This is a genomic window from Spirosoma flavus (assembly GCF_054778555.1).
In genome coordinates, this window is the sequence record NZ_BAAGZL010000001.1 from 1,798,952 (window position 1) to 1,824,999 (window position 26,048).

Annotated in this window: 23 protein-coding genes; 11 read left to right on the plus strand and 12 right to left on the minus strand. The window is 46.5% G+C overall.

What is annotated here, in order from left to right; translation table 11 throughout:
• Positions 1–57: 57 nt before the first annotated feature.
• Positions 58–3,348 (minus strand): SusC/RagA family TonB-linked outer membrane protein, encoded by a 3,291-nt coding sequence (locus ACYVF1_RS06990; RefSeq protein WP_461076960.1) that lies wholly within the window; start codon positions 3,346–3,348, stop codon positions 58–60.
• A gap of 675 nt (positions 3,349–4,023) precedes the next feature.
• On the opposite strand from ACYVF1_RS06990, the gene ACYVF1_RS06995 reads away from it, so the two are divergent.
• The gene (locus ACYVF1_RS06995) at positions 4,024–5,286 is read left to right on the plus strand and encodes an NFACT RNA binding domain-containing protein (RefSeq protein ID WP_461076962.1); all 1,263 of its coding nucleotides are present in this window, start codon (positions 4,024–4,026) and stop codon (positions 5,284–5,286) included.
• 44 nt (positions 5,287–5,330) lie between these two features.
• On the opposite strand, the gene ACYVF1_RS07000 is transcribed toward ACYVF1_RS06995, so the two are convergent.
• The 9 genes from ACYVF1_RS07000 to ACYVF1_RS07040 form a co-directional block, all read right to left on the minus strand.
• The gene (locus ACYVF1_RS07000; protein ID WP_461076964.1) at positions 5,331–5,765 is read right to left on the minus strand and encodes a VOC family protein; all 435 of its coding nucleotides are present in this window, start codon (positions 5,763–5,765) and stop codon (positions 5,331–5,333) included.
• A gap of 14 nt (positions 5,766–5,779) precedes the next feature.
• Positions 5,780–7,789, minus strand: coding sequence for a M1 family aminopeptidase (locus tag ACYVF1_RS07005; RefSeq protein WP_461076966.1), 2,010 nt, complete (start codon positions 7,787–7,789; stop codon positions 5,780–5,782).
• Between the two features lie 73 nt (positions 7,790–7,862).
• On the minus strand, positions 7,863–8,519 hold the full coding sequence (locus ACYVF1_RS07010; protein ID WP_461076968.1) for a DUF4230 domain-containing protein: 657 nt from the start codon (positions 8,517–8,519) through the stop codon (positions 7,863–7,865).
• Between the two features lie 57 nt (positions 8,520–8,576).
• The gene (locus ACYVF1_RS07015; protein ID WP_461076970.1) at positions 8,577–9,743 is read right to left on the minus strand and encodes a formylglycine-generating enzyme family protein; all 1,167 of its coding nucleotides are present in this window, start codon (positions 9,741–9,743) and stop codon (positions 8,577–8,579) included.
• Between the two features lie 84 nt (positions 9,744–9,827).
• Entirely contained in the window at positions 9,828–11,432 is a 1,605-nt protein-coding gene (rny, locus tag ACYVF1_RS07020) for a ribonuclease Y (RefSeq protein ID WP_461076972.1), read from the minus strand.
• Between the two features lie 90 nt (positions 11,433–11,522).
• Entirely contained in the window at positions 11,523–11,810 is a 288-nt protein-coding gene (locus ACYVF1_RS07025) for a cell division protein ZapA (protein WP_461076974.1), read from the minus strand.
• A gap of 48 nt (positions 11,811–11,858) precedes the next feature.
• Positions 11,859–12,296, minus strand: a complete 438-nt coding sequence (locus tag ACYVF1_RS07030) for a hypothetical protein (protein ID WP_461076976.1) — start codon at positions 12,294–12,296, stop codon at positions 11,859–11,861.
• 8 nt (positions 12,297–12,304) lie between these two features.
• Positions 12,305–14,752, minus strand: coding sequence for a phenylalanine--tRNA ligase subunit beta (gene pheT, locus ACYVF1_RS07035; protein ID WP_461076978.1), 2,448 nt, complete (start codon positions 14,750–14,752; stop codon positions 12,305–12,307).
• A 107-nt stretch (positions 14,753–14,859) separates the two neighbouring features.
• Positions 14,860–15,498, minus strand: coding sequence for a DUF1684 domain-containing protein (locus tag ACYVF1_RS07040; RefSeq protein ID WP_461076980.1), 639 nt, complete (start codon positions 15,496–15,498; stop codon positions 14,860–14,862).
• A gap of 296 nt (positions 15,499–15,794) precedes the next feature.
• Here ACYVF1_RS07040 and ACYVF1_RS07045 point away from each other — a divergent pair, with 296 nt between their 5' ends.
• From ACYVF1_RS07045 to ACYVF1_RS07080, 8 genes are all read left to right on the plus strand, one after another.
• Positions 15,795–16,199 carry a sugar 3,4-ketoisomerase gene (locus ACYVF1_RS07045; protein WP_461076982.1) on the plus strand — a complete coding sequence of 135 codons (405 nt, stop codon included), beginning with the start codon at positions 15,795–15,797 and terminating at the stop codon, positions 16,197–16,199.
• A complete protein-coding gene (locus tag ACYVF1_RS07050) occupies positions 16,199–17,305 on the plus strand; it encodes a DegT/DnrJ/EryC1/StrS family aminotransferase (protein WP_461076984.1) in 1,107 nt (368 codons plus the stop codon). Before ACYVF1_RS07045 ends, ACYVF1_RS07050 begins: the two co-directional genes overlap by 1 nt.
• 51 nt (positions 17,306–17,356) lie before the next feature.
• On the plus strand, positions 17,357–18,280 hold the full coding sequence (locus tag ACYVF1_RS07055) for a glycosyltransferase family 2 protein (protein WP_461076986.1): 924 nt from the start codon (positions 17,357–17,359) through the stop codon (positions 18,278–18,280).
• A gap of 67 nt (positions 18,281–18,347) precedes the next feature.
• On the plus strand, positions 18,348–19,121 hold the full coding sequence (locus tag ACYVF1_RS07060; RefSeq protein ID WP_461076988.1) for a class I SAM-dependent DNA methyltransferase: 774 nt from the start codon (positions 18,348–18,350) through the stop codon (positions 19,119–19,121).
• 24 nt (positions 19,122–19,145) lie between these two features.
• Positions 19,146–19,751, plus strand: coding sequence for a riboflavin synthase (locus tag ACYVF1_RS07065; protein WP_461076990.1), 606 nt, complete (start codon positions 19,146–19,148; stop codon positions 19,749–19,751).
• A 54-nt stretch (positions 19,752–19,805) separates the two neighbouring features.
• A complete protein-coding gene (locus ACYVF1_RS07070) occupies positions 19,806–20,582 on the plus strand; it encodes a PASTA domain-containing protein (protein ID WP_461076992.1) in 777 nt (258 codons plus the stop codon).
• Positions 20,583–20,606: 24 nt separating this feature from the next.
• Positions 20,607–22,457, plus strand: coding sequence for a T9SS type A sorting domain-containing protein (locus ACYVF1_RS07075; protein WP_461076994.1), 1,851 nt, complete (start codon positions 20,607–20,609; stop codon positions 22,455–22,457).
• An 88-nt stretch (positions 22,458–22,545) separates the two neighbouring features.
• Positions 22,546–22,839: a rhodanese-like domain-containing protein gene (locus ACYVF1_RS07080; RefSeq protein ID WP_461076996.1), complete on the plus strand. Its 294-nt coding sequence runs from the start codon at positions 22,546–22,548 to the stop codon at positions 22,837–22,839.
• Positions 22,840–22,925: 86 nt separating this feature from the next.
• On the opposite strand, the gene miaA is transcribed toward ACYVF1_RS07080, so the two are convergent.
• Complete coding sequence (miaA, locus tag ACYVF1_RS07085; RefSeq protein WP_461076998.1) at positions 22,926–23,828, minus strand: tRNA (adenosine(37)-N6)-dimethylallyltransferase MiaA; 903 nt, start codon at positions 23,826–23,828, stop codon at positions 22,926–22,928.
• A gap of 326 nt (positions 23,829–24,154) precedes the next feature.
• On the opposite strand from miaA, the gene ACYVF1_RS07090 reads away from it, so the two are divergent.
• Positions 24,155–24,493, plus strand: coding sequence for a winged helix-turn-helix transcriptional regulator (locus ACYVF1_RS07090; protein WP_461077000.1), 339 nt, complete (start codon positions 24,155–24,157; stop codon positions 24,491–24,493).
• A 61-nt stretch (positions 24,494–24,554) separates the two neighbouring features.
• Entirely contained in the window at positions 24,555–25,169 is a 615-nt protein-coding gene (locus ACYVF1_RS07095) for a hypothetical protein (RefSeq protein WP_461077002.1), read from the plus strand.
• Positions 25,170–25,248: 79 nt separating this feature from the next.
• On the opposite strand, the gene ACYVF1_RS07100 is transcribed toward ACYVF1_RS07095, so the two are convergent.
• Entirely contained in the window at positions 25,249–26,046 is a 798-nt protein-coding gene (locus tag ACYVF1_RS07100) for an outer membrane beta-barrel protein (RefSeq protein WP_461077004.1), read from the minus strand.
• Positions 26,047–26,048: the final 2 nt, after the last annotated feature.

The window sequence follows — 26,048 nt, forward strand, 5'->3', positions numbered from 1 at the left end:
AAAATCACTTAAAATTCGATAGTAACATTTAAACCCACTGCTAAATAGCTATTCAGTTTAGAAGCCAAAGCTCAAACCAACGTTGTATCCGCGAGTTACTGGATAGTTACCAATATCAATTCCAAAGTTTTGGTCAGCCGAGCCTCCAACAGCTGGATCTAAGCCGGTATACTTTGTAATGGTAAACAGGTTCGTAGCTGTAAGGGACAGTCTTAATCTGCTCAAGTTGACTTTGTTCAATAAGGTAGCTGGCAGAGTATATCCCAGAGTTAAGTACTGCAACCGGCCATAGGAACCATCCTCAACGTAATAAGAATTTGCCTGCGTGTTCGTGCTGAAATTTGACGTGTTTTCAAAGATCGGCACAGTAGTGTCTGTATGCGTTGGTAACCAAGAGTCTTTCACCCGAGCGCTAACAGCCGCTCCTGGGAACGACGGATAGAAGTCGGTATACCATTTCGAGTTGTTAAATATTTTATTACCAAGAGACGTGTACAGCTGGGTATTGAGATCAAAACCTTTGTATTTGAGCGTCAAGGTAATACTACCCGTAAATTTAGGAATTGGACTACCTAAATAGGTCCGGTCGAGATCATCAATCTTATTGTCTCCGTTGATATCAGCAAACCGGAAACGACCTGGACCAGCGCCAGGCTGAGATGCCGCAGCTGCTACTTCCTCTTTCGTGTTGAACAAGCCAACTACTTTATAGCCATAGAAGGAGGATAGATCATGACCAGGTTCGTTACGAACTACTGGTGTACTCAAGCGCTGGCCATTGGCTGTAAAATAAGGTACTGATGGAGCAATTGCCGTGATCTTATTGTCAAGAATACTACCAACTGCCGTCACCTCGTAACTTAAATCGCCCGAAATAGAACCACGGTTAGTGACCAAAAGGTCGATCCCTTTGTTACGCATACTGGCGACGTTTACATAAGGCGCATTAGCCCGTACACCAACTACACCTGGAAGCGCTAATGGATAGAGCAGATCCTTTGTGTCTTTCTGCCAGAAATCAAGCACTACTTCTAACTTGTTGTTAAAGAAGGCACCGTCAATACCGATGTTTGAGGTAATACTGGTTTCCCACTTTGCAGCAGCGTTACCAATCTGACTACGGAAATATCCAGCCTGAACAGATGTATTAGCACCGGTAATATCATAACTATTACCAGCATTAGAACCAAACAGGTTGAATTGGTTGGTTGAAGTCAGGTAGTTTGAGTTCCCCATTAAACCATATCCACCGCGAACCTTTAAGTCAGATACCCAGGGCAGGTTCTTCATGAAATCCTCCGAAGAAAGACGCCAAGCTGCTGAAACAGCCGGGAAAACACCATATCGGTTTTCAGGACCAAACTGTGACGAACCATCTCGGCGAACCACGCCTGTCAGGATATACTTATCGTTAAATGTATATCGAGCCTGTCCAAACACCGAGTAGAAATTGTTACCTTTTCCGTAATAACTGCTAACACTACGAGTAGCACCTGGAGTTGTTGTACCAATCGTTACGTAATTAGGGTCGGTCGTAAATGGATTTTGACCAGAACCATTTATACCCCGGCCATTTCCCGTATTAAGTGCTTCGATACCCGCTAGTATACTGATATCATGAATACCAAATTGCTTTTTGTACTGCGCTGTGTTCGTAAAGTTCCAGGCTAAACCAACGTTTGCTGATTCATTATATACGTAGTTCGTATTGTTCTCTGAGTTTTCATACTGAGAGCGGTTGTACGAATTTTGGTAATTACTGAAGTATGTTCCGCCTAGCGTGCTTCGTAGAGTTAGCTCTGGAATAACGTCATATTCCAAGTAAGCGTTACCAAAGGCAATAAGGTTATAATTTATATTATCCTTGGCGCCAATACGGTTAGCTACTGGATTACGCGCATTGTTAAAGCCAGAGGCAGCCGTTCCTGCGTATCCGCCAAATACATTGTATACGGGGATAATTGGAGCTTGACGAAAAGCTAGTAGAATATCATTTTCATCCGCAGCAACACTGGAGTTGTTATTCGTGCCGTTACCAAGGGTGCTACCGGTGCTACCCTGTTGGCCTGTGGCTGACACGTAAGCTAACTGGATATTTTCGCCAAACCTTAGTTTTTTCGTTATATCAAACTCGGTATTTACCCGAAATGTGTAACGAGAGAAATCATTGTAGGTAATAATACCAGCCTGCTGTTGCATCCCTAAGCTCAGGTAATAACGGCTCGATTCTGTGCCACCCGAGAAACCTAACGTATGACGCATAAGTGGAGCAACACGAGTAATCTCTTTATACCAGTCAGTTCCTTGTTTGTTAGCAGCAATGACGTTGTAAATAGCGCCGTTGGCAGGATTAATATTGTATCTTGCCCGTTCTGCTGTTAAGTCGACCTGTGATGCAGGTAAGCCTGTTTTGCTGCCTACTAATAAGTAATCGGGTAAAACAGGAGTAGCTCCAGATCCATATTGACCATTCGCAATACCGGTAAAGCTATCTGGGCCAATAGCAGTTCCAGCCTGATATAAGTCGTTCTTACGAGCTTGCCATGTCCAGTCTGCTTGTTCTTGTGGGGTCAGAATTTTTTGGCCATGACCTGGATCTGTAACTCCATACAAACCGTCGTAAGTAATACTCAGTTTCTGAGCCCGGCGTTGCCCTTTCTTCGTCGTTATCACGATAACACCAGAAGCAGCGCGTGCTCCATAAACAGACGCAGATGCCGCATCTTTCAAAACCGTGGTGGTTTCAATGTCATCTGGTGCAATGTATTGTATTGTTTGAGTGGGCACACCATCAACTACATACAGGGGCTGATTGCCACCAAAAGAACCAAAACCACGTACACGAACCTGACTGGTTGTTCCAGGCTGTCCGTTTGTAATAACCGTTACACCTGCAACTCGTCCTTGTAACTGCTGCTCAACGTTTGTTGATGGCACAACTTTAAGCTGCGCCGGCTTCACTGTGGAAACAGCGCCAGTAACATCCCGACGGTTTTCTGTGGAATAACCCGTTACAACTACTTCACTTAAAGCTGTAGATTCGGAAGCAAGTTTTACGTCAACAACTGTGCGATTGCCGACAGCTACTTCCTGAGTCGTAAAGCCGATCCCAGAAATAACCAGAACAGGATCATTGCCTCGAACGCTAAGTGAAAAGTCACCATTTGCATCCGTAGCGGTACCCGTTTGAGTACCTTTTAGCACGACGTTAATACCTGGTATAGGACCTTCATCGCTAGTGATTTTACCCGTCACCCGACGGTCTTGGGCAGAAGCGTTAAAGCTCCATAGCAGTATAACTGCACCCATTAAAGCGGTCTGCAGGTACCTGTAGAACAATGCTCTCATGAAAATTAGGTTGGTTTGAAAAATGAGTAAACAGGACAATATTAGGTTAGTTAAATTATATTTCAAAAAGAAATTTTGATAAAAAATATGTTCTACATTAATAAATGATTAATTATTATTGAAAAAGTTATATTTGTATTTATATTTAATATACTGATTATCAGTATATTAAATTATTGTTAGCTTTTACTGCCATTGGAATAATTACTGATTGTATACCCGATTTGGTTGGTAAATCCTACTAATTATAATTATAATTTAATAAGTGAAGATCCGTTTATTTGTGCCCTTATGCATACTAATTTCTATTTCCTTAGGCAGCTAGCACCAGCTCTTGAAACACGACTAATCAGTAGTTCTACTCAATTAGCAGAGCTTTCACATAATCTTCGGCTAATGTCATGTTTTAGTCAGGATCGAGACGAGGTTGTGTTGGTTTTTGCGCAGGCAAAGGGGAAAACGAATTATTATAAGCCATTTTATGTGAAGGCTACTTTACGGCCTGACTTTTCTGGATTGGCATTCCCTGAAACAGTAAAACGAGCCCGGCACAACAGCATAGATTTGTTGGAATCGGTAACTGGTGAAGCTGAAAAAGGTAGGGCTGTGCTTGGTGTTAAGTCATTTCTTAATGAACGATGTTTGGCCATATTGCTGGAAAACGATTTCACGGTTTTGTTCAAATTTTTCGGAAATCGTCCGAACCTGCTGGCCTTCCAAAATAATGCTGTAATCGACCAGTTTAACCGACAGCTTGTATCCGATCAAAACCTAAAATTAGATGAATTCGACCGGCCTATTGATCAGTCATATGAAGCCTTTGTTCAAGCCGGTTTCGATCATCGAAAACTATTCCCCACTTTCGGCCGAGTCGTAAATGAATGGCTTACAAAACAAGGAGTAGGAGACAAACAACGTAGCGAAGAGGAGCAATGGGAAATTATTCAGAACGTAGTAAAGCAACTGGAACAACCGACTTATTACCTTACGGTTGTCGATTACAAGCCAACATTAAGTTTACTCCCTGTTGGCGACATAAAGCAGACGTTTACTGATCCACTTGAAGCAGCTAATTATTTTTATAGCGCCTATAACCGCCTGACAACGTTTGACCAGGAAAGAGCACATCTGATACGTCTGCTGGAAAAACGGCGAAAACGCGCTTCAGCACGCATCGAAGCCAATTTACAACGACTAACACAACGTGAATCTGAGGTGAGCCACGAGGAAATGGGGCATATTTTGATGGCTAATTTGCACGAAGTTCCAATAGTTTTAGGCGCAATGTCACCTGAACGGTTAACTCTATACGATTTCTATCGAGATCAACCAATTACGCTTAAGCTTAAGCCTGATCTTAGCCCTCAAAAAAACGCTGAAAATTTTTACCGTAAAGCCAAAAACGAAAAAATTGAAGAGCAGTATATGCTGGAACAGATGATGGCTCGTGAAGCTGATATATTAAAAATTGACTCCCAAAAAGCTGATTTAGAAGCCATAACAAGCCTAAAAGATCTGCGTCGCTACGTTAAACAGCAGCAAATAATGATCGACGACGTAGCAGGTCGAGCCGATGACGCAACTCCACTTTTTAAAGAAGTCGTTCTTGATACGTTCCGAATTCTGATTGGCCGTAATGCAAAAAATAACGATTTACTGACACAGAAATACGCCTACAAAGAAGACCTTTGGCTACACGCTCGCGACGTAGCAGGATCGCACGTCATTGTGAAATACCAGGCTGGAAAAGCATTTCCAAAAAACGTAATTGAGCGAGCCGCTGAGCTGGCGGCCTGGTATTCCAAACGCCGAAATGATAGTTTATGCCCTGTAACCGTGACACCCAGAAAATTCGTCCGCAAACCCAAAGGACTAGCTGAGGGGCAGGTTGTAGTCGATAAGGAAGACGTGGTGCTGGTGGTCCCAAGAGGGGAGTAAGGCGATGACTGCTTAGCGGCACGTAGTGAATATCGGGAGAGAAACTACTTTTTGTCTTCGTTAAGTTCGAATAAATAACCGTCCAGATCGGAAAAGTAAAGCTGTACGACACCGTCAAAACGGACTTGCCGGTGATACGTTAGTTTCTGATCTTTCAGATATTGTTCAGCTTTATTAATGTCGGCTACAAACAGAGCAAAGTGGCTGCCATTACGGTCATGTGTAATCTGTTCGGTTCGGCCATCAAGTAAATGAACCTGCTGTCCATTGCCCAAATCGAACCATGCTCGTATAGCCTTCAGGTTTTCGGGTACGGGAATAGGTTTCAGGCCCATTACGTCGCGGTAAAAAACGGCACTGGCAGGAACGCTCTTAACATGAATGGAGATGTGATTGTGGCGGGTAATTCCTAGTTTGTCCTGACCGAATGATAGAAAATGGCAACTGACTAATAAAAAGAGAAGTACTATTTTTTTCATGCTACGTAAAGCCCCTAACGTACCAGAACTACCCGACTTTCCAACCCATTGGGCGTTTCGACAGTGAGTGTATAACGTCCTGCTGACAAACCTTGCAGGCCAACGATTCGGTGATGAGTGCCTGGTGACAATAGTTTATCATATTCCGTACGTATCGTTTGCCCGAGTAAGGATGTAAGTGAATAGGTAACCGGCCCTGACTCATAGGTTTTAAAATCAATTTCGAGTTGGTCGGTTGTGGGATTTGGATAAATGCGCAAATGGAGATCGATTGGTTCGTTTATCGCAGTAATGAGTTGAGTTGAAGCCTCAACGGATTTCAGAATCCAGTTATTGGGGTCAACCACTACGTTAGTTACAACTCCCCGGCTGGGAACCGTAAACGTCTGATCGGGCTGGTCACTAAAAACAGTCACAGTCGTATCGCCCGCTGCCGATCGAATACGTAACTGAACTGGCATAGTAAATGACGATGGATTACTGGAAATCGTGTTACGTTGGACTAAACGCACAATGGCCGACGTAGCAGAAGTACCCCGCGCATACCGAGCCTGATACGTTGGTAACCCTTCGCCATATACCCACTCCTTAAAGAAATACGTTAAGTCTTTGCCCGAAATCTGCTGAACAACAGCCTGAAAATCTTCGGTAACGGCATTTTTATACGCTACTGACGGAGACGCTACGTATGCACGTAACGACCGGAAAAAAGTGCTGTCTCCTAATACGCCACGTAACATGTGTAGCACGGAAGCTCCTTTAGCGTATGTGCGGTTTCCGTTAAAGATGTTGGCGAAATTTGAAATATCCTGGACATAAAGGCTACCACGAGCAATGCTGGCGCGGCTCATAAAGTTATCCATTGATGCCCGATAAGTAGTTTGCCCTCCAATCGACTCAAAGTAAACCGCTTCGCCATACGACGCAAAGCCTTCGTTCAACCAGATATTCTGCCAGTCACGGCAAGTAATTTTATCACCAAACCATTGATGGGCCAGCTCATGCGCAATCACCGTTGGGCTAAAGGCGGCTGCCTCCATCGAAGTCGCCGTCTGGTGTTCCATACCACCCGTTCCCTGGCCAATCTGAGCATGCCCATACTTCTCACGAAGAAATGGGTAAGGCCCGAAACGTTCTGAAAAGACCCGCATTATTTCGGGCGTCAAATCAAGGTTGGAGCGGACTTGTGGTAAGATTTCAGGATAAACGTAGTGGGTAATTGGAAGCGTCTGATTGCCGTATTTGAACGGTGTATCATAGCGACTATAGTTACTAATAGCAACTGAAATCAAGTATTGAGCAATCGGATAGCTGTTCTTCCAGAGATACGTACGGGTTCCATCACGGTTATCGGTTGTGCTCACCAACGTACCATTAGAGACTGAGACAAACTGCGGGGGCGCCGTGATACGTACACTCGATGAATCGGCTTTGTCGCCGGGGGTATCTTTACAGGGAAACCAGTCGGGCGCACCATATGGCTCACTCAAACTCCAGATAACCGGATCCGTTGTATTTTCGTGGCGGCTAAACCGAAAGCTACCCAAATCACGACTAACAGGAACTCCCTGATAAAAAACGGATAATGTTAGCGTCTGCCCATTGTTTAAAGGCTGCTTGAGCGTAATAGTCAGCTTGTTTTGAGCGTGCTGAAAAGTCAATAGCTCATTACCCGTCTTTACTGAATCAACTCGAAGTCGTGCACCGCTTGTTGCAGTTGTTGAGGTCAGATCAAGAAAAAAGCTGCTCACTGCATTGGCTGTACTCTTTAACGTAACAGTAGCAACCGCACGTAAACTGGCGGGTGTGTGCGTTAGGCGAAGGTCGAGGCCGTAATAGGTTACGTCGATAGTAGCATCGCCCGGATAGGCTACCCTTGCTTTGGGGTTAGCAGCTAATCGCTCAAAATAACGAACCTTGCCAGCCTGACAATAATCGCATCCATTGGGCAACAACTGAGCCGACGTAAAAAATGGAACCAGCAGAAAAGCGTACAGAAAGCGCATACACGAAAGTCGAGCCATAGATGAGTTTAGACGATGAACGCCGTTAAGCGTATCATTCATCCTGTATCAGAACGCCTAATGGATTGAAAAGTTATTGGCCTGAGGGCAATTGCTTCGGATTATCTAGCTTTCCATCGGCCTGAGCTTTAAGGGCTTCCAGTTGACGCTGTTCGGCCTCGGGCAGTTGCAGGTGCCAGCCCATCGATCCCGCCAACTGATACATCATGTACTGAATCTGGTTATTGGCAATTTTAGGTAAATCGCTTTGCATGGCCCGCTCATTCATGACTTGCTTAGCCTCGTCCAGAATCTGCGTATAATCGTCACCGCTGAAGTGATTAAATATGCCCGCCTGAATGTCGTAGAATTTATAATCGGTATCAATCGACAGGATTTCGGGCTCTGGAAAAGAGTCGATAACTAACTTTCTTTCGCCTTCAATAGGTGTCCGAAACCTCACTTTTGCAAAATCGAATCCAACCAACACTTTCGACTTGGCAATGACCATCGCTTTTTTAGGGTCATTCAGTACGTAGAGAATCTTTTTCTGATCCTGATAATTGTAGATTTCTGAGAAATAGCCTTCGGCCATCACCACTTTAAATACCTTCTCGATACGTTCCAGCAGTAGTACTGACTCGTGGCGGCTATCGGCTGCGTCTCCCGTTCGCTTACGTAGTACATTCGCAAACGCAATCCCTCCACCCGCTCCAACCAGCAATAAAAGGAGTATTACGAAAAAATCCATTGGAACGTAGTAAACTGAATTAGTTAGACGGGCTGTGAGCCGAAAAGTAAGCAGAATTTAGCCATTTTTTACACAACGAAACCCCGTATGCGAAAGACCTGTATCAGGGCTGGATTTCATGCGGGCGGAGTTTCGGTAGCTGCTGCAATACGAATCGTTGCACAGGAAAGACCCGCCCCGTTGTACGCGCTTGGGCACGGTTGGCTCATCGGGGTCGTAGCTTTGATTGGGCCCTTTCGGATTTCGATTCGTGCCATTCTGACTGATTTGCTGATAATAGTCGGCTCGGTAAAAATCGCTGCACCATTCCCACACGTTTCCAGCCATGTCATATAAACCATAACCGTTGGGTGAAAACGATTTTACAGGGGCTGAAGTAGAATAACCATCTTTTTTTGTATTCAGATTTGGAAAACGTCCCTGCCACGTATTGGCTTTGGTTTTTCCAGCATCAATAGCTTCGTTGCCCCAGGGATAAATGGCATTGGATAAACCACCGCGGGCAGCCCATTCCCACTCGGCCTCAGTAGGTAAACGTTTACCGGCCCACTGTGCGTAGGCGATAGCATCATCCCAGGACACCTGCACTACCGGATAATTATCTTTTCCTTTAATAGAGCTATTCGGTCCTTCCGGGTGCTGCCAATCAGCTCCTGGAACCCAGCGCCACCATTGACTGTAGTCGTCGGTTGAAACGGGATGATCAGGTGATGTAAATACGAGAGAGCTGGCAACCATTACGTTATCGGGTGGCTTGGGCGTGCCCGGTGGAAGTTGCTTCTGCATTTCCTCCCAGACGGGTTTGCGTTCTGCGGTTGTTACGTAGCCGGTGGCTTTCACAAATGCCCGAAACTGAGCATTAGTAACTTCGGTAGCGTCCATCCAGAAGGGCTCGACCGTTACGTTGTGTTTAGGGAATTCATCGGACCGAGCTTGGTCATTGTCGGCACCCATCTGAAAACTTCCGCCTGGAATACGTAGCATCCCTGTTTGGTCATTGCTGCCAGCAGCTAACGTAGCAGATTGCTCCTGATTTAATGCGAATCGGCTAGGCGGTTTTGTATGGCAAAAAGGAGCTTTTGCCGAATCGGTAGCACTGGCTGTTTTTGCAGTATCGTCTGACTTAGTTTGAGTACAACTCTGTTGAAAACAAGCAAATAGCGTTAGACAGCCACCAAGTGCTACGTTATAGATGGTTTGTTTACCGAACGTTGTTTGTGCCACAAAACCCATGATACCCAACTATAAATTGTCCTTCCCCAAGCGTTACCTGTTTGGGGAAGGACATATCAACATTTTTATACTGTCTTATTTCGCGTAGGCGACCGAACGCATTTCCCGAATAACCGTCACTTTAATCTGGCCTGGATACTGCATTTCTTTCTCAATTTTCTGCGAAATTTCGTAAGATAATCCGCCCGCCCGCTCATCGGAAACATGGTCGGCATCGACCATGATGCGTAATTCACGACCGGCCTGAATAGCGTAACACTTGGTGACGCCGGGAAAACTTCCCGCCAGTTCTTCCAGTTCTTTCAGGCGTTTGATATACGATTCCATCATCTCCCGACGGGCACCTGGCCGCGAACCCGATACGGCGTCACACACTTGAATGATGGGCGAAATCATACTCGTCATCTCGATTTCGTCGTGGTGAGCACCGATGGCGTTGATGACTTCCGGATTTTCCTTGTATTTTTTCGCCAATTCCATACCCAGAATAGCGTGCGGAAGTTCGGCTTCTTCAGGCCAGACTTTACCAATGTCGTGGAGCAAACCGGCTCGTTTGGCGAGTTTCGCATTTAGGCCCAACTCAGCAGCCATCGTCGCGCAGAGTTTAGCAACTTCGCGCGAGTGTTGCAACAAGTTCTGCCCGTAGCTGGAGCGGAAACGCATCCGGCCAACCATCTTAATAAGTTCAGGATGCAGGCCGTGAATGCCAAGATCGATAACGGTACGTTCGCCGATTTCTACAATCTCGTCCTCAATATTTTTGCGGGTTTTGGCCACTATTTCTTCAATACGTGCCGGGTGGATACGTCCGTCCTGCACGAGCCGGTGGAGCGACAATCGGGCGATTTCCCGACGTACCGGATCGAAACCGGAAATGATAATAGCTTCGGGCGTATCGTCAACAATGATTTCAACGCCGGTGGCAGCTTCCAGCGCGCGAATGTTACGTCCTTCACGGCCAATAACTTTTCCTTTTACGTCGTCGGATTCGATGTTGAACACCGATACGCAGTTCTCGATGGCGTGTTCGGTTGCGGTACGTTGAATGGTTTCGATAACCACCTTTTTAGCTTCTTTGGTGGCCGTCAGTTTGGCTTCTTCAACGATGTTTTTAATGTATGAACTGGCGCGGGATTCGGCTTCGGCCTTCAAGTTTTCAATTAACTGCTCACGGGCTTGTTCGGCAGATAAACCAGCGATTTTTTCGAGTTGCGCAAGCTGATCGGCCAGCATACGGTCGGCTTCCTGCTGGCGCCGGTCTACTTCTTCACGGCGTTTGTTAAGGGATTCTAGCTGCTGATTGAGGTTATTTTTCTGCTGGCCAAGCTCGTTACGTTGCTGATTCAGCTCATTTTCACGATTACGTTGCTGGTCGGCCTGCTGGTTAAGTTGCTGCTCGCGCTGTTTAAGTTTACTTTCGTTTTGTAGGAGTAGTGTACGTTTCTGGTTAGTCGTTTCTTCGAATTCAGTTTTTAACTTTAAATACTTCTCTTTGGCTTCCAGTATACGGTCTTTTTTTATCGTTTCGGCTTGTAATTCCGCGTTTTTTAAAATAGTACTCGCTTTTTCTTCAGCTTCTTTTTCTTGTTTGGCGCGGGTTCCTGCCATCATCTGGCGCCCCACCACTATACCTATACCTCCCCCAACGAGGGCGGCAAGAATCGTTAATAAAATGTCCATCGGACTATATCGTTAGAGGTGAACAAATAAACCATCAACCTGTCGCGATATGAATGCCCTGAACCCCAACTCATACGGGGCACTAATTTACTACGTTGAAATGGCCGGTGTAATGGCCTCGTCTAACTGAGTTATTTTGTCAAACACCATTTGTTGTAATCGTTGCATCTGTTTTTCTCCTCTGAGCTTATTGACTAAGCAGTCGAAGGCAATCATTGCCAGGGCTTCCTGCGTTTCCTTGAAGCCCATTTCCCGATATTTCTTCAGATCGTCCTGAATCAGCTTGGCGGCTTGACGTACCACAGCCTCAGCTTCCGGTTCTACAAAAAGGTTGTACGACCGGTCGGCTATCTGTACGCGAATTGGCAGTTCTTCCATCGCTGCAGTCGGCCCAGATGGGTTTGAACCCCAGGAGCCAATTTGGTTTTATGACAAACTACTCAAGTGATCTATACACCGTTCCAGTTCCCGGATATATTCGTCGAGTTGTTGTTTTAATCGAGCATTCGTATCAGTATTAGACAAGTTGTCTTTTACAATTATACTACTATCTTTTGACTTTGGTGTATTTTTTTCTGAAACGGCAGGTTTTTTCTGTAGCTCCCGAACCTGTTGTTGTTGGGCCCGCAACTGCTTATTCAGCGATTTATTTTCGTCTTCAAGCTGCTTAATCTGCCATTTGGCATCTGCATACAAATTCTTGAGCCGATCGAGCTTATGCTCAAAACGCTCAACCAGCGCAATAATTTGATGTTCGCTTACCACAGATTTAATGAGTGAATAGGTGAAATTGCGAAAGAATGAACGAGCGGAAGAGCGAAAACTATCCGGTAAAGAAATTCGCTCGTTCACTCGTTCATTCACTCGCTCATTTATTTTCTAATCACGGCCCCAAGCTCCTTCTCGAAAGCCGCCATGAGCCGTTGCATTGTTTTGTCGATAGTTGTGTCAGTTAAAGTTTGACTTGAATCCTGAAGCATAAAGCTTACTGAATACGATTTTTTGCCAGCTCCCAGATTTTCGCCTTCATACACATCGAATACGTTGATGAAACGTAAAAGTTTCCGTTCGGTTTGCCGGGCGAGTTTGCTGATTTGCTCGAACGTAACGGCCTTATCGAGCACCAACGACAGATCGCGCCGGACTTCGGGGAAACGCGACACTTCTTCGTAACGAGCTTTCTCCGACCGTGTCAGTTTCAGCAACGCCTGCCAATCGAAATCGGCATAAAAAACGGGCTGTTTCAGATCGACCAGTTTCGTTAATTTTGGTTGAACCAGACCCAAACTGACGATGGGTTTCTTGTTCACTACGTAGGTAAGCCCGTACTGGAACAACGTAGCGTCAGCTGGTTGCGTCTCGACAGATTTAATCCGGAACAGATTCAGCACACGTTGTACAGCCGTAGCCAGATCATGATACGCGACGGGTTGCCCTTTCTGAAGCCAGCTTTCGGATTCTTCATTTCCCATCACGGCTAAGCTCATGCGCATCTGTTCTACGTATTTTTTGCTGCCGTCGTCTGTTGCCGATTGGTGATAAACTTTGCCGAATTCAAACAGTTTCAGATCTTTCTGACGTCGATTCAGGTTGTAGACCAGCGTTTCGAGGGTTGAGAAAAGCAACGTTTGACGCATGACCGACAGTTCATCGCTGAGTGGATTCAGCAACGTAACGTCAGCACCCGGCAGCGAGGACCGAATAGCATTATGATACGCTGGCCGAGTCAGCGACAACGTAAGCGTTTCGTAAAAACCGTTGGCGGCCATGAGCTGCCCAACTCGGCTCTGCCACTGGTCAGGATCGGTTTTTGGAAATTCCGACAACGTATCAGCCGACAGGTTTTTCGACAGGGGTACGTTATCCAGTCCATAAATCCGCAGGATTTCCTCGATTACGTCGGCTTCGCGTGTTACGTCCACACGATAGGGTGGTACTATGGCCAGGAAACCATCCTCCGTCATGTCAGCGGCTTCAATATCCAGCGCATTCAGGATACGCAGTATTTCACTACGTTCTATTTGGATGCCGATGAGCCGGTCGATATTGCGGAAACGTACCGGCACCCGAAACGGCTCGATTGGCGTTGGATAGAGGTCCGTTACGTCGGAACTAACCACACCACCTGCTACGTCCTGAATCAACAAGGCGGCTCGCTTCAAGGCAAACAACGGCATATTGGGGTCCGTACCCCGCTCGAATCGGAACGAGGAATCCGTTTTCAGACCGTGATGCTGCGCTGTTTTCCGAACCGACGTAGGGGAGAAGTAAGCCGCTTCCAGAAAGACGCGGGTCGTTTGCGCCGATACGCCAGAAAGTTGCCCACCGAATACACCCGCGATACACATAGGTTTCTCGGCGTCGCAAACCATCAGGTCGGTGGCCGTCAATTTGCGTTCTACACCATCGAGCGTCACGAACGTAGTACCGGCTGGCAGCGTCTTTACGATAACCTGATTACCGGCAACTTTATCGGCGTCGTAAGCATGGAGCGGCTGACCCAGATCATGACAGACGTAGTTCGTTACGTCTACTACGTTGTTGATCGGGTTCAGGCCTATGCTGATCAGTCGTTGTTTCAGCCAGTTGGGGGATTCACCAACTGTCAATCCCGAAATGGTCAAACCAGTGTAGCGTGGGCAGGCTTCCAGGTCGTCGATACGTACATCAATGGTTAAGTTGGTGTTATCCACTTCAAACGTATCAATCGACGGCAGACGTAGCGGACGATTCAGTACTGCTTTTAAATCGCGGGCGGTGCCGTAGTGAGAAGCCGCATCAATGCGGTTGGGAGTCAATCCGATCGCAATCTGGTAATCCGCTTCAAGATTAAAATAACGCGCGGCTGGCGTACCATTTGGCAGGTCGGTGTTGAGCACCATAATACCCGCGTGCGACGTACCGAGACCAATCTCATCTTCGGCGCAAATCATGCCTTCTGAAGCTGCTCCCCGAATTTTTGCTTTCTTGATTTGAAAAGGTTCGGCCGGTTTTTCGCCATCCGAACTAGGATGCAACGTAGCACCTACCAAGGCTACCACTACTTTCTGGCCAGCCGCTACGTTGGGTGCGCCACAAACGATGGGTAGGGGGTGGTCAGTGCCTACGTCAACCGTTGTCAGGCTTAATTTGTCGGCATCTGGATGCTTGGTGCAGGTGAGTACTTCGCCAATAACAACCCCTTCCAGACCGCCCGGAATCGCTTCTACTTTTTCAATTCCTTCAACTTCTAAACCTGTGGAGGTAAGCAATTTGCCTACTTCTTCGGGAGATTCAGACAAGTCAATGTACTCTTGTAACCATTTATAGGAAACTTCCATAATTCAGCAAAACAGAAAATTAGGCAAAGTTAGGCAGGAAAGGGTAGAGGGGATGAAACGTAAGAAGTAAAAATTTTAATCCTTGCCTTCTTCGCTGTTGCCGGCCTCTACTCCTGATGGCGTTCGCCGGCTTTAATGGCAATTGGAAGCGTATTCTCGGCAGGAGGTAACGGACAAGAATACGTATGATTATAGGTACAATATGGATTGTACGCTTTGTTGAAATCCAGAACCGCGTGCGTATCTGTCAGTGTAGCCGGGTCTAGCTCGAGGTAGCGACCACCACCATACGTTTCTTTACTGGACGTAGCGTCGCGAAAGAGGATCGAATATGTATTGGCTAACTTAACGATGAGGAGTCGGCAAGGCTGGTCGTTGAGGCTGAAAACAGCATGAGCAAATTTCACGTACACCTCCTCACTTCCGTCGCTCATCTTTACAACCAGCTTCTGCGTTTTGTCGGCGAAAGGTTCCAGACGGGCCGTCACCCGATAAGTAGGGTCGGGGGGGAAATACTGCAAACCCGTAAAGGCTTTTTTATCTGTAATGGGCGACTCGGCATCTGTTCGGAGAAACTTGTCTTTTTCAGCGCGACTGGCAACTAATTGTTGTCGGTAGGTTTCGGGGTTTATTGTTTCTTCTGAGCTATTGCTCGAAGATATGTTGCCACTATCGAAAAACGTGTAATATATGACGGCTAGAGCAGCCAAAATAAGACCGGTTAAAACAAATTTATTACGTGTCATCTGTATGCGTAATTAAGCAAAAGTATACTTAGGGGTGATTGACTGAAAAGTTATCTGTGCGAAATAAGGAAACGAAAAATTAAACTAAATTTATTTAATCGCCTTACAGGAAGAAGTTTACCCGAAAAACAGAAATAATTCGGATTTTAACGATACTTTTCGTCCTAATCTTATCTTTATTATTTTTTTAATAGACTTTGTTTAAAGCAGTTAAAAGCATCTGCCTTATAGGTAATTAACTCCTTTTTAATACCTTTAAGGCTGGCTTTCTTAATTAACTCATAAAAGGTCCATCTATGGCCAAACTTTACGAACTAAAAACATTTACATCCGAAAACGGAAACTTAACTGTTTTTGAACGGATAATTCCGGGCACAATTCAACGCGTTTTTTACATTTATAACGCTGGGCATGCAGCTCGGGCCGGTCACCGGCATATCAAAGCCTGGAATGCGCTTATCTGTTTGGGAGGTAGCTGTAAGGTATATGCGCATGACGGTAGTAAAGAAGAAGTGTATCATTTGACAAATCCACAGGAATGTCTGGTTTTAAACCCTGAAGACTGGCACCTGATGTATGATTTTTCGGAAGATGCAATTCTGCTTGTGGTTTCCAACGAACTCTACGACAAAGACGATTACATTCTGGAACCTTACCCCAATAGCCACTGGGATACCGTTTCGGCACTGGCCAGTTCATAATGATTCCGTTTCTGGATCTGAAACGCATTAACGAGTCGCATGAGTCTGCCATTCAAGCTGCTGCGATGCGGGTTCTTAAATCGGGCTGGTACGTGCTGGGTCGCGAAGTTGAGGCCTTCGAACAGCAGTTTGCGCACTACTGCCAGACTCGTTTCTGCATTGGTGTTGCCAACGGACTGGAAGCCCTCACGCTGGTGCTGAAGGCCTGGGATTTTCCAGCGGGCAGCGAAGTTTTGGTCGCTTCAAATGCTTATATCGCTTCGATCTTAAGTATTACGCAGGCGGGGCTGAAACCTGTACTGATAGAACCCGATCCTCAAACGTATCTGCTCGATCCAGCCCGGCTCGAAGCGGCTATAACGATACGTACCAAAGCTATTCTGCCCGTTCATTTGTACGGACGTTGCTGTGAAATGGACGCGGTTCAGGCGGTGGCGCAGCAGTACGGGTTGAAAATACTTGAAGATGCCGCTCAGGCACACGGAAGCGTTTATCCGGGTAAAGGCATGAATAATCATTTGGCTGGAAATCTGGGCGATGCCGCTGGCTGGAGTTTTTATCCTACCAAAAATTTGGGGGCGCTTGGTGATGCGGGTGCCATTACAACAAACGACGCTACGTTGTCCGAGAAACTCAAAGCACTACGTAATTATGGGTCAGCCCAGAAATATGTTAATGAATATATAGGCCACAATAGCCGTCTGGACGAAATACAGGCAGCAATTTTATCGGCGAAACTACCGTTACTGGACGCCGAAAATACACGACGCCGAACGCTGGCCCGAATGTATTTAAAGGGTATCCGACACCCCGACGTTACGTTACCCCCCGCGGATCGGATTAACCAGGATGCCTGGCATTTGTTCGTGATACGTCATCCCCATCGCGATACGTTACGGGCTTACCTCCGGGAAAAAGGAATCAGTACGGACGTGCACTACCCGATTCCTCCCCATCAGCAGCGAGCCTACACATCGCTGGCGTACTTATCGATGCCGATCGCTGAACAACTGCATCGGGAGGTGATTAGCCTACCTCTAAATCCGGTCATAACCGACGATGAAATCACATACATTATCGACGCTATTAATCAATTTAATGAGTGAAAGAATGAAAGCCATCCAGCGGCTCTTTCACTCTTTCGCTCTTTAGCCATTATGTATCTCTCCGTCGTCATTCCGGTCTATAACAGTGAACGTACCATCGGTCCGTTGGTGGAGCGGTTGCAGGTTTGTCTGGCGGGAAAGGCGTTTGAAATTGTGCTGGTAAACGATGGTAGTGCGGATAATTCGGAACGTACTGGCCAGCAGTTAGCGACTAAATATGACAACGTTCAATTTGTTTCACTACGTCGGAATTTTGGTGAGTTTAATGCGGTGTTATGCGGCCTCAATCATACGCGTGGTCAATACGTAGTGATCATTGACGATGATTTTCAGAACCCACCTGAATCTATTCTGACGCTGGTTTCAGCAGCTGAAACCGGTCGTTTCGACGTAGTATACAGCCGCTACGTTGAGAAACAGCATCATTGGTTTCGCAACGTAGGAAGCTGGCTCGTCAATTCGTTGACAACGTATTCCATAGGCAAACCCCGTGACTTATATCTGTCGAGTTTCAAGCTTATCCGTCGGGAAGTTGTCGATGAAATTATTAAGTACCGAGGTCCTTATCCATACATCGACGGGCTTATTTTTCGGGTAACGCGCTACGTTGGTAGTGTTGACGTACCACACGAAGCCCGCGCCGAAGGCCGCTCCAGTTATACGTTCCGAAAGCTAGTTGGTTTATTTCTGAACGTATTCATCGGCTATTCGCTCTGGCCTATTCGGGTGTTTACCATGTTGGGTATCATGCTGTTTAGCGTAGGTCTAGTGGTTGGGCTTGTATTGTTTTTTTGCTGGCTTACAGGACAGTTTGCTACGTCGGGTTGGGTTCTTGTGATCTGGAGCGTTGGAACAGGACTTGGACTTCAATTTCTTTTTTTAGGTATTCTAGGCGAATACCTCGGTAAATTATTTATGGCCTACAGCGGTTTGCCGCCGTACGTTGAAAAAAAGAGCGAAAGAGCGAAAGAATGAAAGCGCGAATGGCTGACGCAAGCTTTTCACTATTTCATTCTTTTACTTTTTCGCTCTTTCACTCTTTATGATCGGTCGCTCGGAAGAATACGAGAAAATGTTCAAGCTGGAAGGCCAGCTTTGGTGGTATCGAAATCTGCACGAACGCGTAGTTGAATCGCTGGACCAGCGGTTTGGACAACGACGAGATATTGCCATTCTGGACGCTGGCTGCGGTACGGGTGGTTTACTCGATTTCTTGCGCCAAAAGGGTTATTCCAATTTGCGCGGCATCGACGGTTCGGCGGATGCGGTGGCGTTTTGCCAGGAACGTGGATTTTCAGTGGCGCTTCTCGATATGAATGAACTTCCTTATTTCGAGGCCGATAAGCAATACGATGCTATCGTTTGTGATGACGTTTTCTGTTATTTCGACGATACGCAGCTTACCAGGATACTCACTGCGATGGCACAGCGGTTGCGGCCCGATGGCGTTTTGATCAGCAATAACAACGCATTTGATCTTTTCTGGGGGGAGCACGACCTGGCGGTGAAAAGTACCCGTCGGTTTACACGCGCTACGTTTGAGCGGTTACTGCCTTTGGCGGGGCTATGTATCAGTTGGTCGACGTACTGGAGTTTCGTTTTATCGTTCCTGATTCTGCCGATACGTCAGTGGCAACAATTGCAGCTCAAACTAGGATGGCGCAACACCGAACAACCCGAATCCGACGTTTATTTACCCAGTCCTTTCGTGAATCAAACGCTGTACCACATCGCCAAAGCCGAACAGAAACTTTTCCGCCGAACCCCTTTTGGTAGTTCGTTGTTCATGATAATCAAATTGAGTGATAAGCGATGAGTTTATCACGAACTAACTTCTCCCATGTTTACTGGAATTGTTGAAACGACCGGCCGGGTAACGGCTATTGAATCAGAAGGCACGAATCTAACTTTTCGCATTGAATCGACCCTTGCTACTGAACTGAAAATAGATCAAAGCGTAAGCCACAACGGTGTCTGTCTGACCGTTACGAGTGTGGCCGACGGAAGTTATACGGTAACGGCTGTCGATGAAACGCTCAAAAAAACCAATCTGGGCCAACTTAAAACGGGCGACCGGGTCAACCTCGAACGCTGCATGCCTGCCAATGGCCGCTTCGATGGGCACATTGTGCAGGGACACATTGACCAGACGGGGGTTTGCACCTACGTAGCAGACATGGACGGAAGCTGGCTTTTCGATTTTCAGTACGAACCCCTCCCCGGCAATGCCACCGACCAGAACGTAACGGTGGAAAAAGGATCGATTTGTATCAACGGCGTGAGTTTGACCGTTTTTAATTCAGAATCCAACCAATTTCGGGTCACCATCATTCCGTACACCTACGAACACACTACGTTCTCTGACCTGAAAGTAGGTGATTCGGTGAATCTGGAGTTCGATATTGTTGGGAAGTATATCAAAAAAATGCTGGCAGCCTATCAGTAGGAGCCATCGTATTTCTGTTACTTTTGTAAAGAACGGATAAATTAACCCACCTGAATGACAAAAATCAGCACCCGCTCGTTTTCTGACTTGCTGGTTCAAATTGGTATAATTCTGGCCTTAGTGGCTGTCTTATTCCTTGCTTTTTTCTTTGTTTACCTGCCCTTCACCACCAATCACGGCCAGACCATTACGGTGCCCGACGTAACAAACATGAGTTACGACGAGATGACGAACGTACTGGAAGACCGTGACTTACGCTACGAAGTGGCCGATTGTACGTTTGTGGCGGGCAAAGAGCCGTTAACCGTGATTATGCAGTATCCACGGGCTAATTCGAAGGTAAAAGAAGACCGGAAAATATACATTACACTCACCAAGCGCGTGGCGCCGATGGTGTCGATGCCCAAGCTGGTGGACATGATCGACCGAAGTGCTGCTCTGCTGCTACGTTCTTTGGGATTGGAAGAAGGCGAACGTACCTACGTACCCGATGTTGGTAAAAACAAAGTGCTACGTCAGCTTTACAATGGAAAAGAAATAGCTGCCGGTACGCCTGTGCCGAAGGGTGCTAAAATTGATTTGGAAATCGGAGATGGTCTGGGAAATACGATGTTTGAGGTTCCCGACGTTGTAGGTAAGCCGCTCGATGAAGCTAAACTGACCATTCAGGGGTCGAGCCTGAAAGTCGGCACGATTATTTCTGTTGATGACCCCGAGAAGGAAGCCGGTACAGTGGTTCGGCAACGACCCGAGGCCAAATCTGGTGAACGGATTCGGGTGGGCGAAACAATGGATTTGTGGATAGTAGGGCCCGTTGAACCCGACCAGTAAAATTGCTTCCGGCACCAACAGTACATGAGAATAACTTTTCTTCGCCAGTTTTTTCTACACTCTATCAGCCGATTGTGTTGCGGTTTATGGCTGCTGCTGTCGGGTTCTGTCGCTGTAGGGCAAACGCCATTAAATCTCCCTTTTTTCGAAGATTTTTCAACGGCAACCGGTCAGCCTGGCGTCAGTCAGCCCGACCCGACGCGCTGGAAAGCTGGTAGTGGTGTATACATCAACAATACGATGTCAATAAATCACCCGACAGTAAACATGGCGTCGTTCGATGGATTGAGGCAGAACGGTCGGCCGTATCAGGTAAATAATCCGCTGGCGCAGGACTATACCGATACGTTAGAATCATTGCCTATCAATCTGGCCGGATTAACTGCCGCCAACCAAGTTTACCTAAGCTTTTACTGGCAGATCAGAGGGTTAGGCGAATTGCCTGATGCAGGTGACTCGCTGAGCCGCCAACCCGCCGACTCGCTGACCTTGCAGTGCTTGGATAATGCGGGCAGATGGCGAACCGTGTGGGCGAAAGCAGGCGGTACGATCAATAATAATTTTTTGCAGGAATTTGTCTCTATCCAAAATCCGGCATTTTTCCATGCAAATTTTGCCTTTCGATTCCGGTCGTTTGGTCGGGCGTCGGGGCCATTTGATACCTGGAATATTGACTACATCTATCTGAATAAAGGGCGTTCGCTGAACGACATATTTGTGAAAGACGTAGCGGTTCGGCAACCACTTACGCCATTTCTGAAACGGTATACGGCAATGCCTTTATCGCAATACGTAGCGAACCCCGCAGCCGAAACGGCAGATTCAGTTTCGACCGATATCAATAACCTTTTCAACAATTTTAACTTTACTACGTTTCGCTTTACCGTTCGGGATGAAGTTTCTGGACGTACCGTACAGGACGATCCGCAGACGAATTCGGTGCTAATCGCTGCGCTCAGTTCGCAACGTAAGTCAGCTAAACCTAGACCTGTCACCGATTTTGGTGCCGCCACAAGAGCTGCGTTACGTTATAAAGTCGACGTACTGACAACGGATGATCAGAATCCCTCGATTCCCGGCGTCAACCTACGACGTAACGATACCATTTCCTCGGTGGCTGTTCTTGACGATTACTACGCTTACGACGATGGTACGTGGGAATACGCCCAACAAATCAGGCAGCGCGAGCAGATTGCTGTTCGATTTATTCTGAATAAGCCCGATGCCATCGGTGGTGTTCGGGCGTGCATCGTTCCTTTCACGACTAATCAGACGGGGCAGTCGCTTGTCATAAAAGTGTATTCAAACAGCGGTGGCCGACCTGGTACAGCTATTTATTCGCAATCGTTTCCGACGCAGTACCCGGCTACAAGAAATGGATTTGTTGAATTCAAGTTTACAAAGAGTGTATCCGTAAAAGATACATTTTACGTTGGCTATCAACAGATTAGTAGTACAGATACTACGTTGTTGCGTTTAGGTTTCGATAAAAACAGTCCGTTTGGCGCACAGATTTTTTACAACGGCGGTACCAATTGGGAGCAGAATTTAGCTTCGTCTTCACTGAACGCACCCGGTGCTTTTATGCTACGTCCAATTATGGGGGCCCGGCCCGATAATGTGATTACGGCAACACCAGAACCGCTGACTCCGTTGCTAACGTATCCAAATCCGACATCGGGTTTGTTACGTTGGGAACACCCAAATCTGACTCGATTGGAAATGGTAAATACCAGCGGGCGATTAGTGCTTGCTGTCGAACCAAGTCGTGGGCAACAAGCGTTAGATGTGAGTTACCTGCCCGAAGGCCTGTATCTGGTACGTCTCTTTGCCGACCAAAGAACCGCCGTGCAGAAAATAATTATTCAAAAATGAGTCGGTCATCAATCATTAGTAACTGTGTATTAGCGACAATTCGATTGACTGATGGCTGTTGACTACTGACTAACTACTATCGACTATTATGGATATTACCGTACAGGAGCTGAAAGAACGGCTCGACAAGGGCGAAAAACTGAATCTTTTTGACGTTCGCGAACCCAATGAATATGAAGAAGATAACATTGGCGCTACGTTGATTCCGCTGGGTGATTTGCCCTATCGTCTGGACGAACTTGACGGTTTGCAGGACGAAGAAGTGATTGTGCATTGCCGGTCGGGTAAACGTAGCGGCATGGCTCAGGACATTCTTGAACAGAACGGTTTCAACAATGTCCGCAACGTAATCGGTGGCATGCTTGCCTACCGGGCGCAGTAGTTGTTGAAGATTATTGCATACATAAACAGTCGCCGACTCAGATCTATCAGTTCAGTGATAGATCTGAGTCGGCGACTGTTTATGCTCTATTTTGCCAATAAACGCAAAATAGCCTCCTCCGCCGAATGCAGATTATTCATTGTTACCGCTTGGTATTTTCCCTGATTACGAAACCAGGTCATCTGCCGTTTCGCGTAACGTCGGGAATTACGTTTCAGCAACTCTACCATTTCGTCATATTGATACGTTCCATCCAGATACGGGAATACTTCCTGATAACCAACGGTTTGTAAGGCAGGTAGATGGCGGTAGGGTAGGAGCGAGCGTACTTCTTCCACCAACCCATTTTCGAGCATCGTATCGACTCTGTTTTCGATTCGCGTATATAATTCTTCACGAGGGCGTTCGAGCGTAACCAGTACCGAACGAAAAGGGCGTTCGGCGGGCTGCTTTCGGCGATAGGAAGAATAAGGTTTTCCGGTACTCAGGCACACTTCCAGCGCACGCGTTACCCGAATCGGATTTTGTAAATCGGCAGTTTCAGCATAAACGGGATCCAGTCGTTGTAATTCCTGCTGGAGCGCTTCTAACCCTTCTGTTTGCAGGCGAACGAGCAATTGGTCCCGTAGTGCGGAATCGACAACGGGCATATCGTCGAGACCCAGGCAAACAGCATTAATATACAGCCCCGTTCCGCCCGACAGAATTACGATATCGCGTTTCTGGAAAAGTTTATCTAACAAACCGATGCATTCGCGTTCGTAGCGTCCGGCATTAACAGAATCGGTAATCGTATGGGTGCCAATGAAATGATGCGGTATCCCTTCCATTTCTTCAGCAGTAGGTTTGGCAGTACCAATACTAAGCTCCTGATACAGTTGACGCGAATCGGCCGATACAACTTCGGTTTCCAGTGTTCTGGCCAGTTGAACGCATAATGTAGTTTTTCCGACGGCTGTGGGACCGGTAACAACAAGTAATGTCTTCAAGAAAAAATCAAATAGTTAGTTTTACTAGTTATCCAACAAATAACAAGCATTTTTCTCCTTACCCTCGGTTCGAAAAGCCATTTGGTGTAAGCGTACTTCCCCATTTTGCAGGGCCAATGTATCAGGTAGACGGATTATAAAAATGCATTTTTTTCATATATTTTTTGGGTATTGATTAGCAGGGAGTTATCTTTTTTATAAACTTTTTACGTATATACAATCCGGTATGCTATTATATAAATTGATTATATCTACTTATATTTAGCCTTGCAAGTGCCTTTTAATCAGTAACTTACCTACCTAAAAGTTAGTTATATTTGCTTTCTATGAACGAAAAGATCAATCCGCAAATGCAAGCGGACTCCAGACAACTAATTCTTAAGAAAACACTTGACATCATATGCGGTAAATGGCGGTTATACATTCTTTATCAGCTCGGTACCGAACCCCGGCGTTATGGTGAATTACGTCGACTGATTCCTGAAGTTAGCGAGAAGGTATTGATTCAGGAATTAAAGGCATTAACTAACCTGGGCGTAATTGAAAAAAAGTCGTATAACGAAGTGCCACCTCGTGTAGAATACAGTCTAACGCAGAAAGGTCAGCAGGTTTATCCTACTCTAATTAAGCTTACATCTATTGGTGAGGTATTTCTGGATGCGTAGTTGAATCAACTTTTTTTGATTTCGGTTCGTTATTTGTTACGGAATGCGGTATACGAAATCAATGAAAGTGAAATTAGGTTGCTGGTTATTGAGTCTGCTATGGCTTGCCCAGTTGGCTCAGGCCAACCCGCAACGTAGTGCCCATGCCCGGCTACCTGGTCAAAAACAGGTATTTAAAAGCCTGGCTGCGTTATCATTGCCGCGGTATGACAAGGTACTGTCCTATAATAAATTCAGATTTGCAATCGCTACGGCGGATACGGGGGCTGTTCGCGAACTCGTTGTGAAGGCTTATTATAACGAGTTGTTGCTGACTAATTTCCGGGTTCGAATTGATGGAGCTGTTACTGGAGCTGAAGTTGGTGATTTGGACGGCAATCGATTCCCGGAATTATACGTCTATACCGTTAGTAATGGGAGTGGTTCTTTTGGTCGCGTATATGCCTGGCAGTTCCTGGCAGAACGTAAAGCCGATATTGTGCTCAATGGCTGGCAGCTTCCTGCGTCGGATGGGTATATGGGCCACGATAGCCTTTGGATCGAGCGGGATATATTATGCCGGAAATATCCTGTTTATCGGGCTGGTGATGCCAATGCCGAACCATCGGGTGGCATTGAGATGAAGCGTTATAAACTTCAGCCTGCCGGGCAATCATTTGTCTTAAAAGCCGAATGATTCAAGCAGAATAGGTCGTAAAAGTTCGAGTGAAAATTTCGCTGCGAACCTTTACGACCTATTCTGCTTAAACTAGCCGTTAAAAGATTTTGTAAGCTAAGGTTACGGTGCCAATCCCGAGAAATCCTTTGATTGTCGTGTCTTTGTAAACTCCGCCAACCGGCAGGGCGTAGCGCACATCTACATCCAGAGATTTTAGCAGACTGTAACCCGCACCTATTTCCACACCGAACGTAGCATCTTTAACTTCCAGATTCTGCGCTTCGTATTTATTCAGCAGATTGGTGGTGCCCGTGGTAGCCGGAATGGGTGTTTCCGGAAAGGAAACGTTCGAATTGGCGTTGAGGACACCGCTTGTGGTGCGTGTTGCTTTCGCCTGCTGAACAAAAATAAACGTCGGTCCGGCGTAGCCACGTAATTTCCCATCCATCCAGCGTTTGCCAATCAAAATAGGTACGTTTACACTTCCCAGAACCGATTCAGATACTACGTTCAACGTAGCGGTGAGTAAACCCGGCTGGACGCTAACCGGAAGCGCATTGGCCAGGCTGGAGCTGGCGTTAACATCAAGTGTTGCGTTCGTTATCTGCTTCAATACGAAACGATTGTACGTTACTTCGGCCTGGATGAAAAAATTGCGGAAGTTTTTCCGCCCCCACAAACCGCCCGAATATCCGATACCGATTCCGTTATTATTGTTGTTGAGCGCTGGCACCTGAACCGCCCCCACGGTCTGCCCGGGAATAGTGGTGTAACCGTGCGTGAACGTACCACCCCCTTTAATCCCAAATTCAATGGGGAACGTAGCATCCTGAGCCCGAACTATTACGCTACTAGTCAGTAGTAACGTAATGACTGATAAGTGAAAAAACTTCATGA

Bases quoted from the DNA above. Each gene is read 5' to 3' on its own strand.
- ACYVF1_RS06990 (WP_461076960.1), bottom strand. From the start codon at position 3,348: ATGAGAGCATTGTTCTACAGGTACCTGCAGACCGCTTTAATGGGTGCA.
- ACYVF1_RS07000 (WP_461076964.1), bottom strand. From the start codon at position 5,765: ATGAAAAAAATAGTACTTCTCTTTTTATTAGTCAGTTGCCATTTTCTA.
- ACYVF1_RS07005 (WP_461076966.1), bottom strand. From the start codon at position 7,789: ATGGCTCGACTTTCGTGTATGCGCTTTCTGTACGCTTTTCTGCTGGTT.
- ACYVF1_RS07010 (WP_461076968.1), bottom strand. From the start codon at position 8,519: ATGGATTTTTTCGTAATACTCCTTTTATTGCTGGTTGGAGCGGGTGGA.
- rny (WP_461076972.1), bottom strand. From the start codon at position 11,432: ATGGACATTTTATTAACGATTCTTGCCGCCCTCGTTGGGGGAGGTATA.
- ACYVF1_RS07025 (WP_461076974.1), bottom strand. From the start codon at position 11,810: ATGGAAGAACTGCCAATTCGCGTACAGATAGCCGACCGGTCGTACAAC.
- pheT (WP_461076978.1), bottom strand. From the start codon at position 14,752: ATGGAAGTTTCCTATAAATGGTTACAAGAGTACATTGACTTGTCTGAA.
- ACYVF1_RS07040 (WP_461076980.1), bottom strand. From the start codon at position 15,498: ATGACACGTAATAAATTTGTTTTAACCGGTCTTATTTTGGCTGCTCTA.
- ACYVF1_RS07045 (WP_461076982.1), top strand. From the start codon at position 15,795: ATGGCCAAACTTTACGAACTAAAAACATTTACATCCGAAAACGGAAAC.
- ACYVF1_RS07050 (WP_461076984.1), top strand. From the start codon at position 16,199: ATGATTCCGTTTCTGGATCTGAAACGCATTAACGAGTCGCATGAGTCT.
- ACYVF1_RS07055 (WP_461076986.1), top strand. From the start codon at position 17,357: ATGTATCTCTCCGTCGTCATTCCGGTCTATAACAGTGAACGTACCATC.
- ACYVF1_RS07060 (WP_461076988.1), top strand. From the start codon at position 18,348: ATGATCGGTCGCTCGGAAGAATACGAGAAAATGTTCAAGCTGGAAGGC.
- ACYVF1_RS07065 (WP_461076990.1), top strand. From the start codon at position 19,146: ATGTTTACTGGAATTGTTGAAACGACCGGCCGGGTAACGGCTATTGAA.
- ACYVF1_RS07070 (WP_461076992.1), top strand. From the start codon at position 19,806: ATGACAAAAATCAGCACCCGCTCGTTTTCTGACTTGCTGGTTCAAATT.
- ACYVF1_RS07075 (WP_461076994.1), top strand. From the start codon at position 20,607: ATGAGAATAACTTTTCTTCGCCAGTTTTTTCTACACTCTATCAGCCGA.
- ACYVF1_RS07080 (WP_461076996.1), top strand. From the start codon at position 22,546: ATGGATATTACCGTACAGGAGCTGAAAGAACGGCTCGACAAGGGCGAA.
- ACYVF1_RS07090 (WP_461077000.1), top strand. From the start codon at position 24,155: ATGAACGAAAAGATCAATCCGCAAATGCAAGCGGACTCCAGACAACTA.
- ACYVF1_RS07095 (WP_461077002.1), top strand. From the start codon at position 24,555: ATGAAAGTGAAATTAGGTTGCTGGTTATTGAGTCTGCTATGGCTTGCC.
- ACYVF1_RS07100 (WP_461077004.1), bottom strand. From the start codon at position 26,046: ATGAAGTTTTTTCACTTATCAGTCATTACGTTACTACTGACTAGTAGC.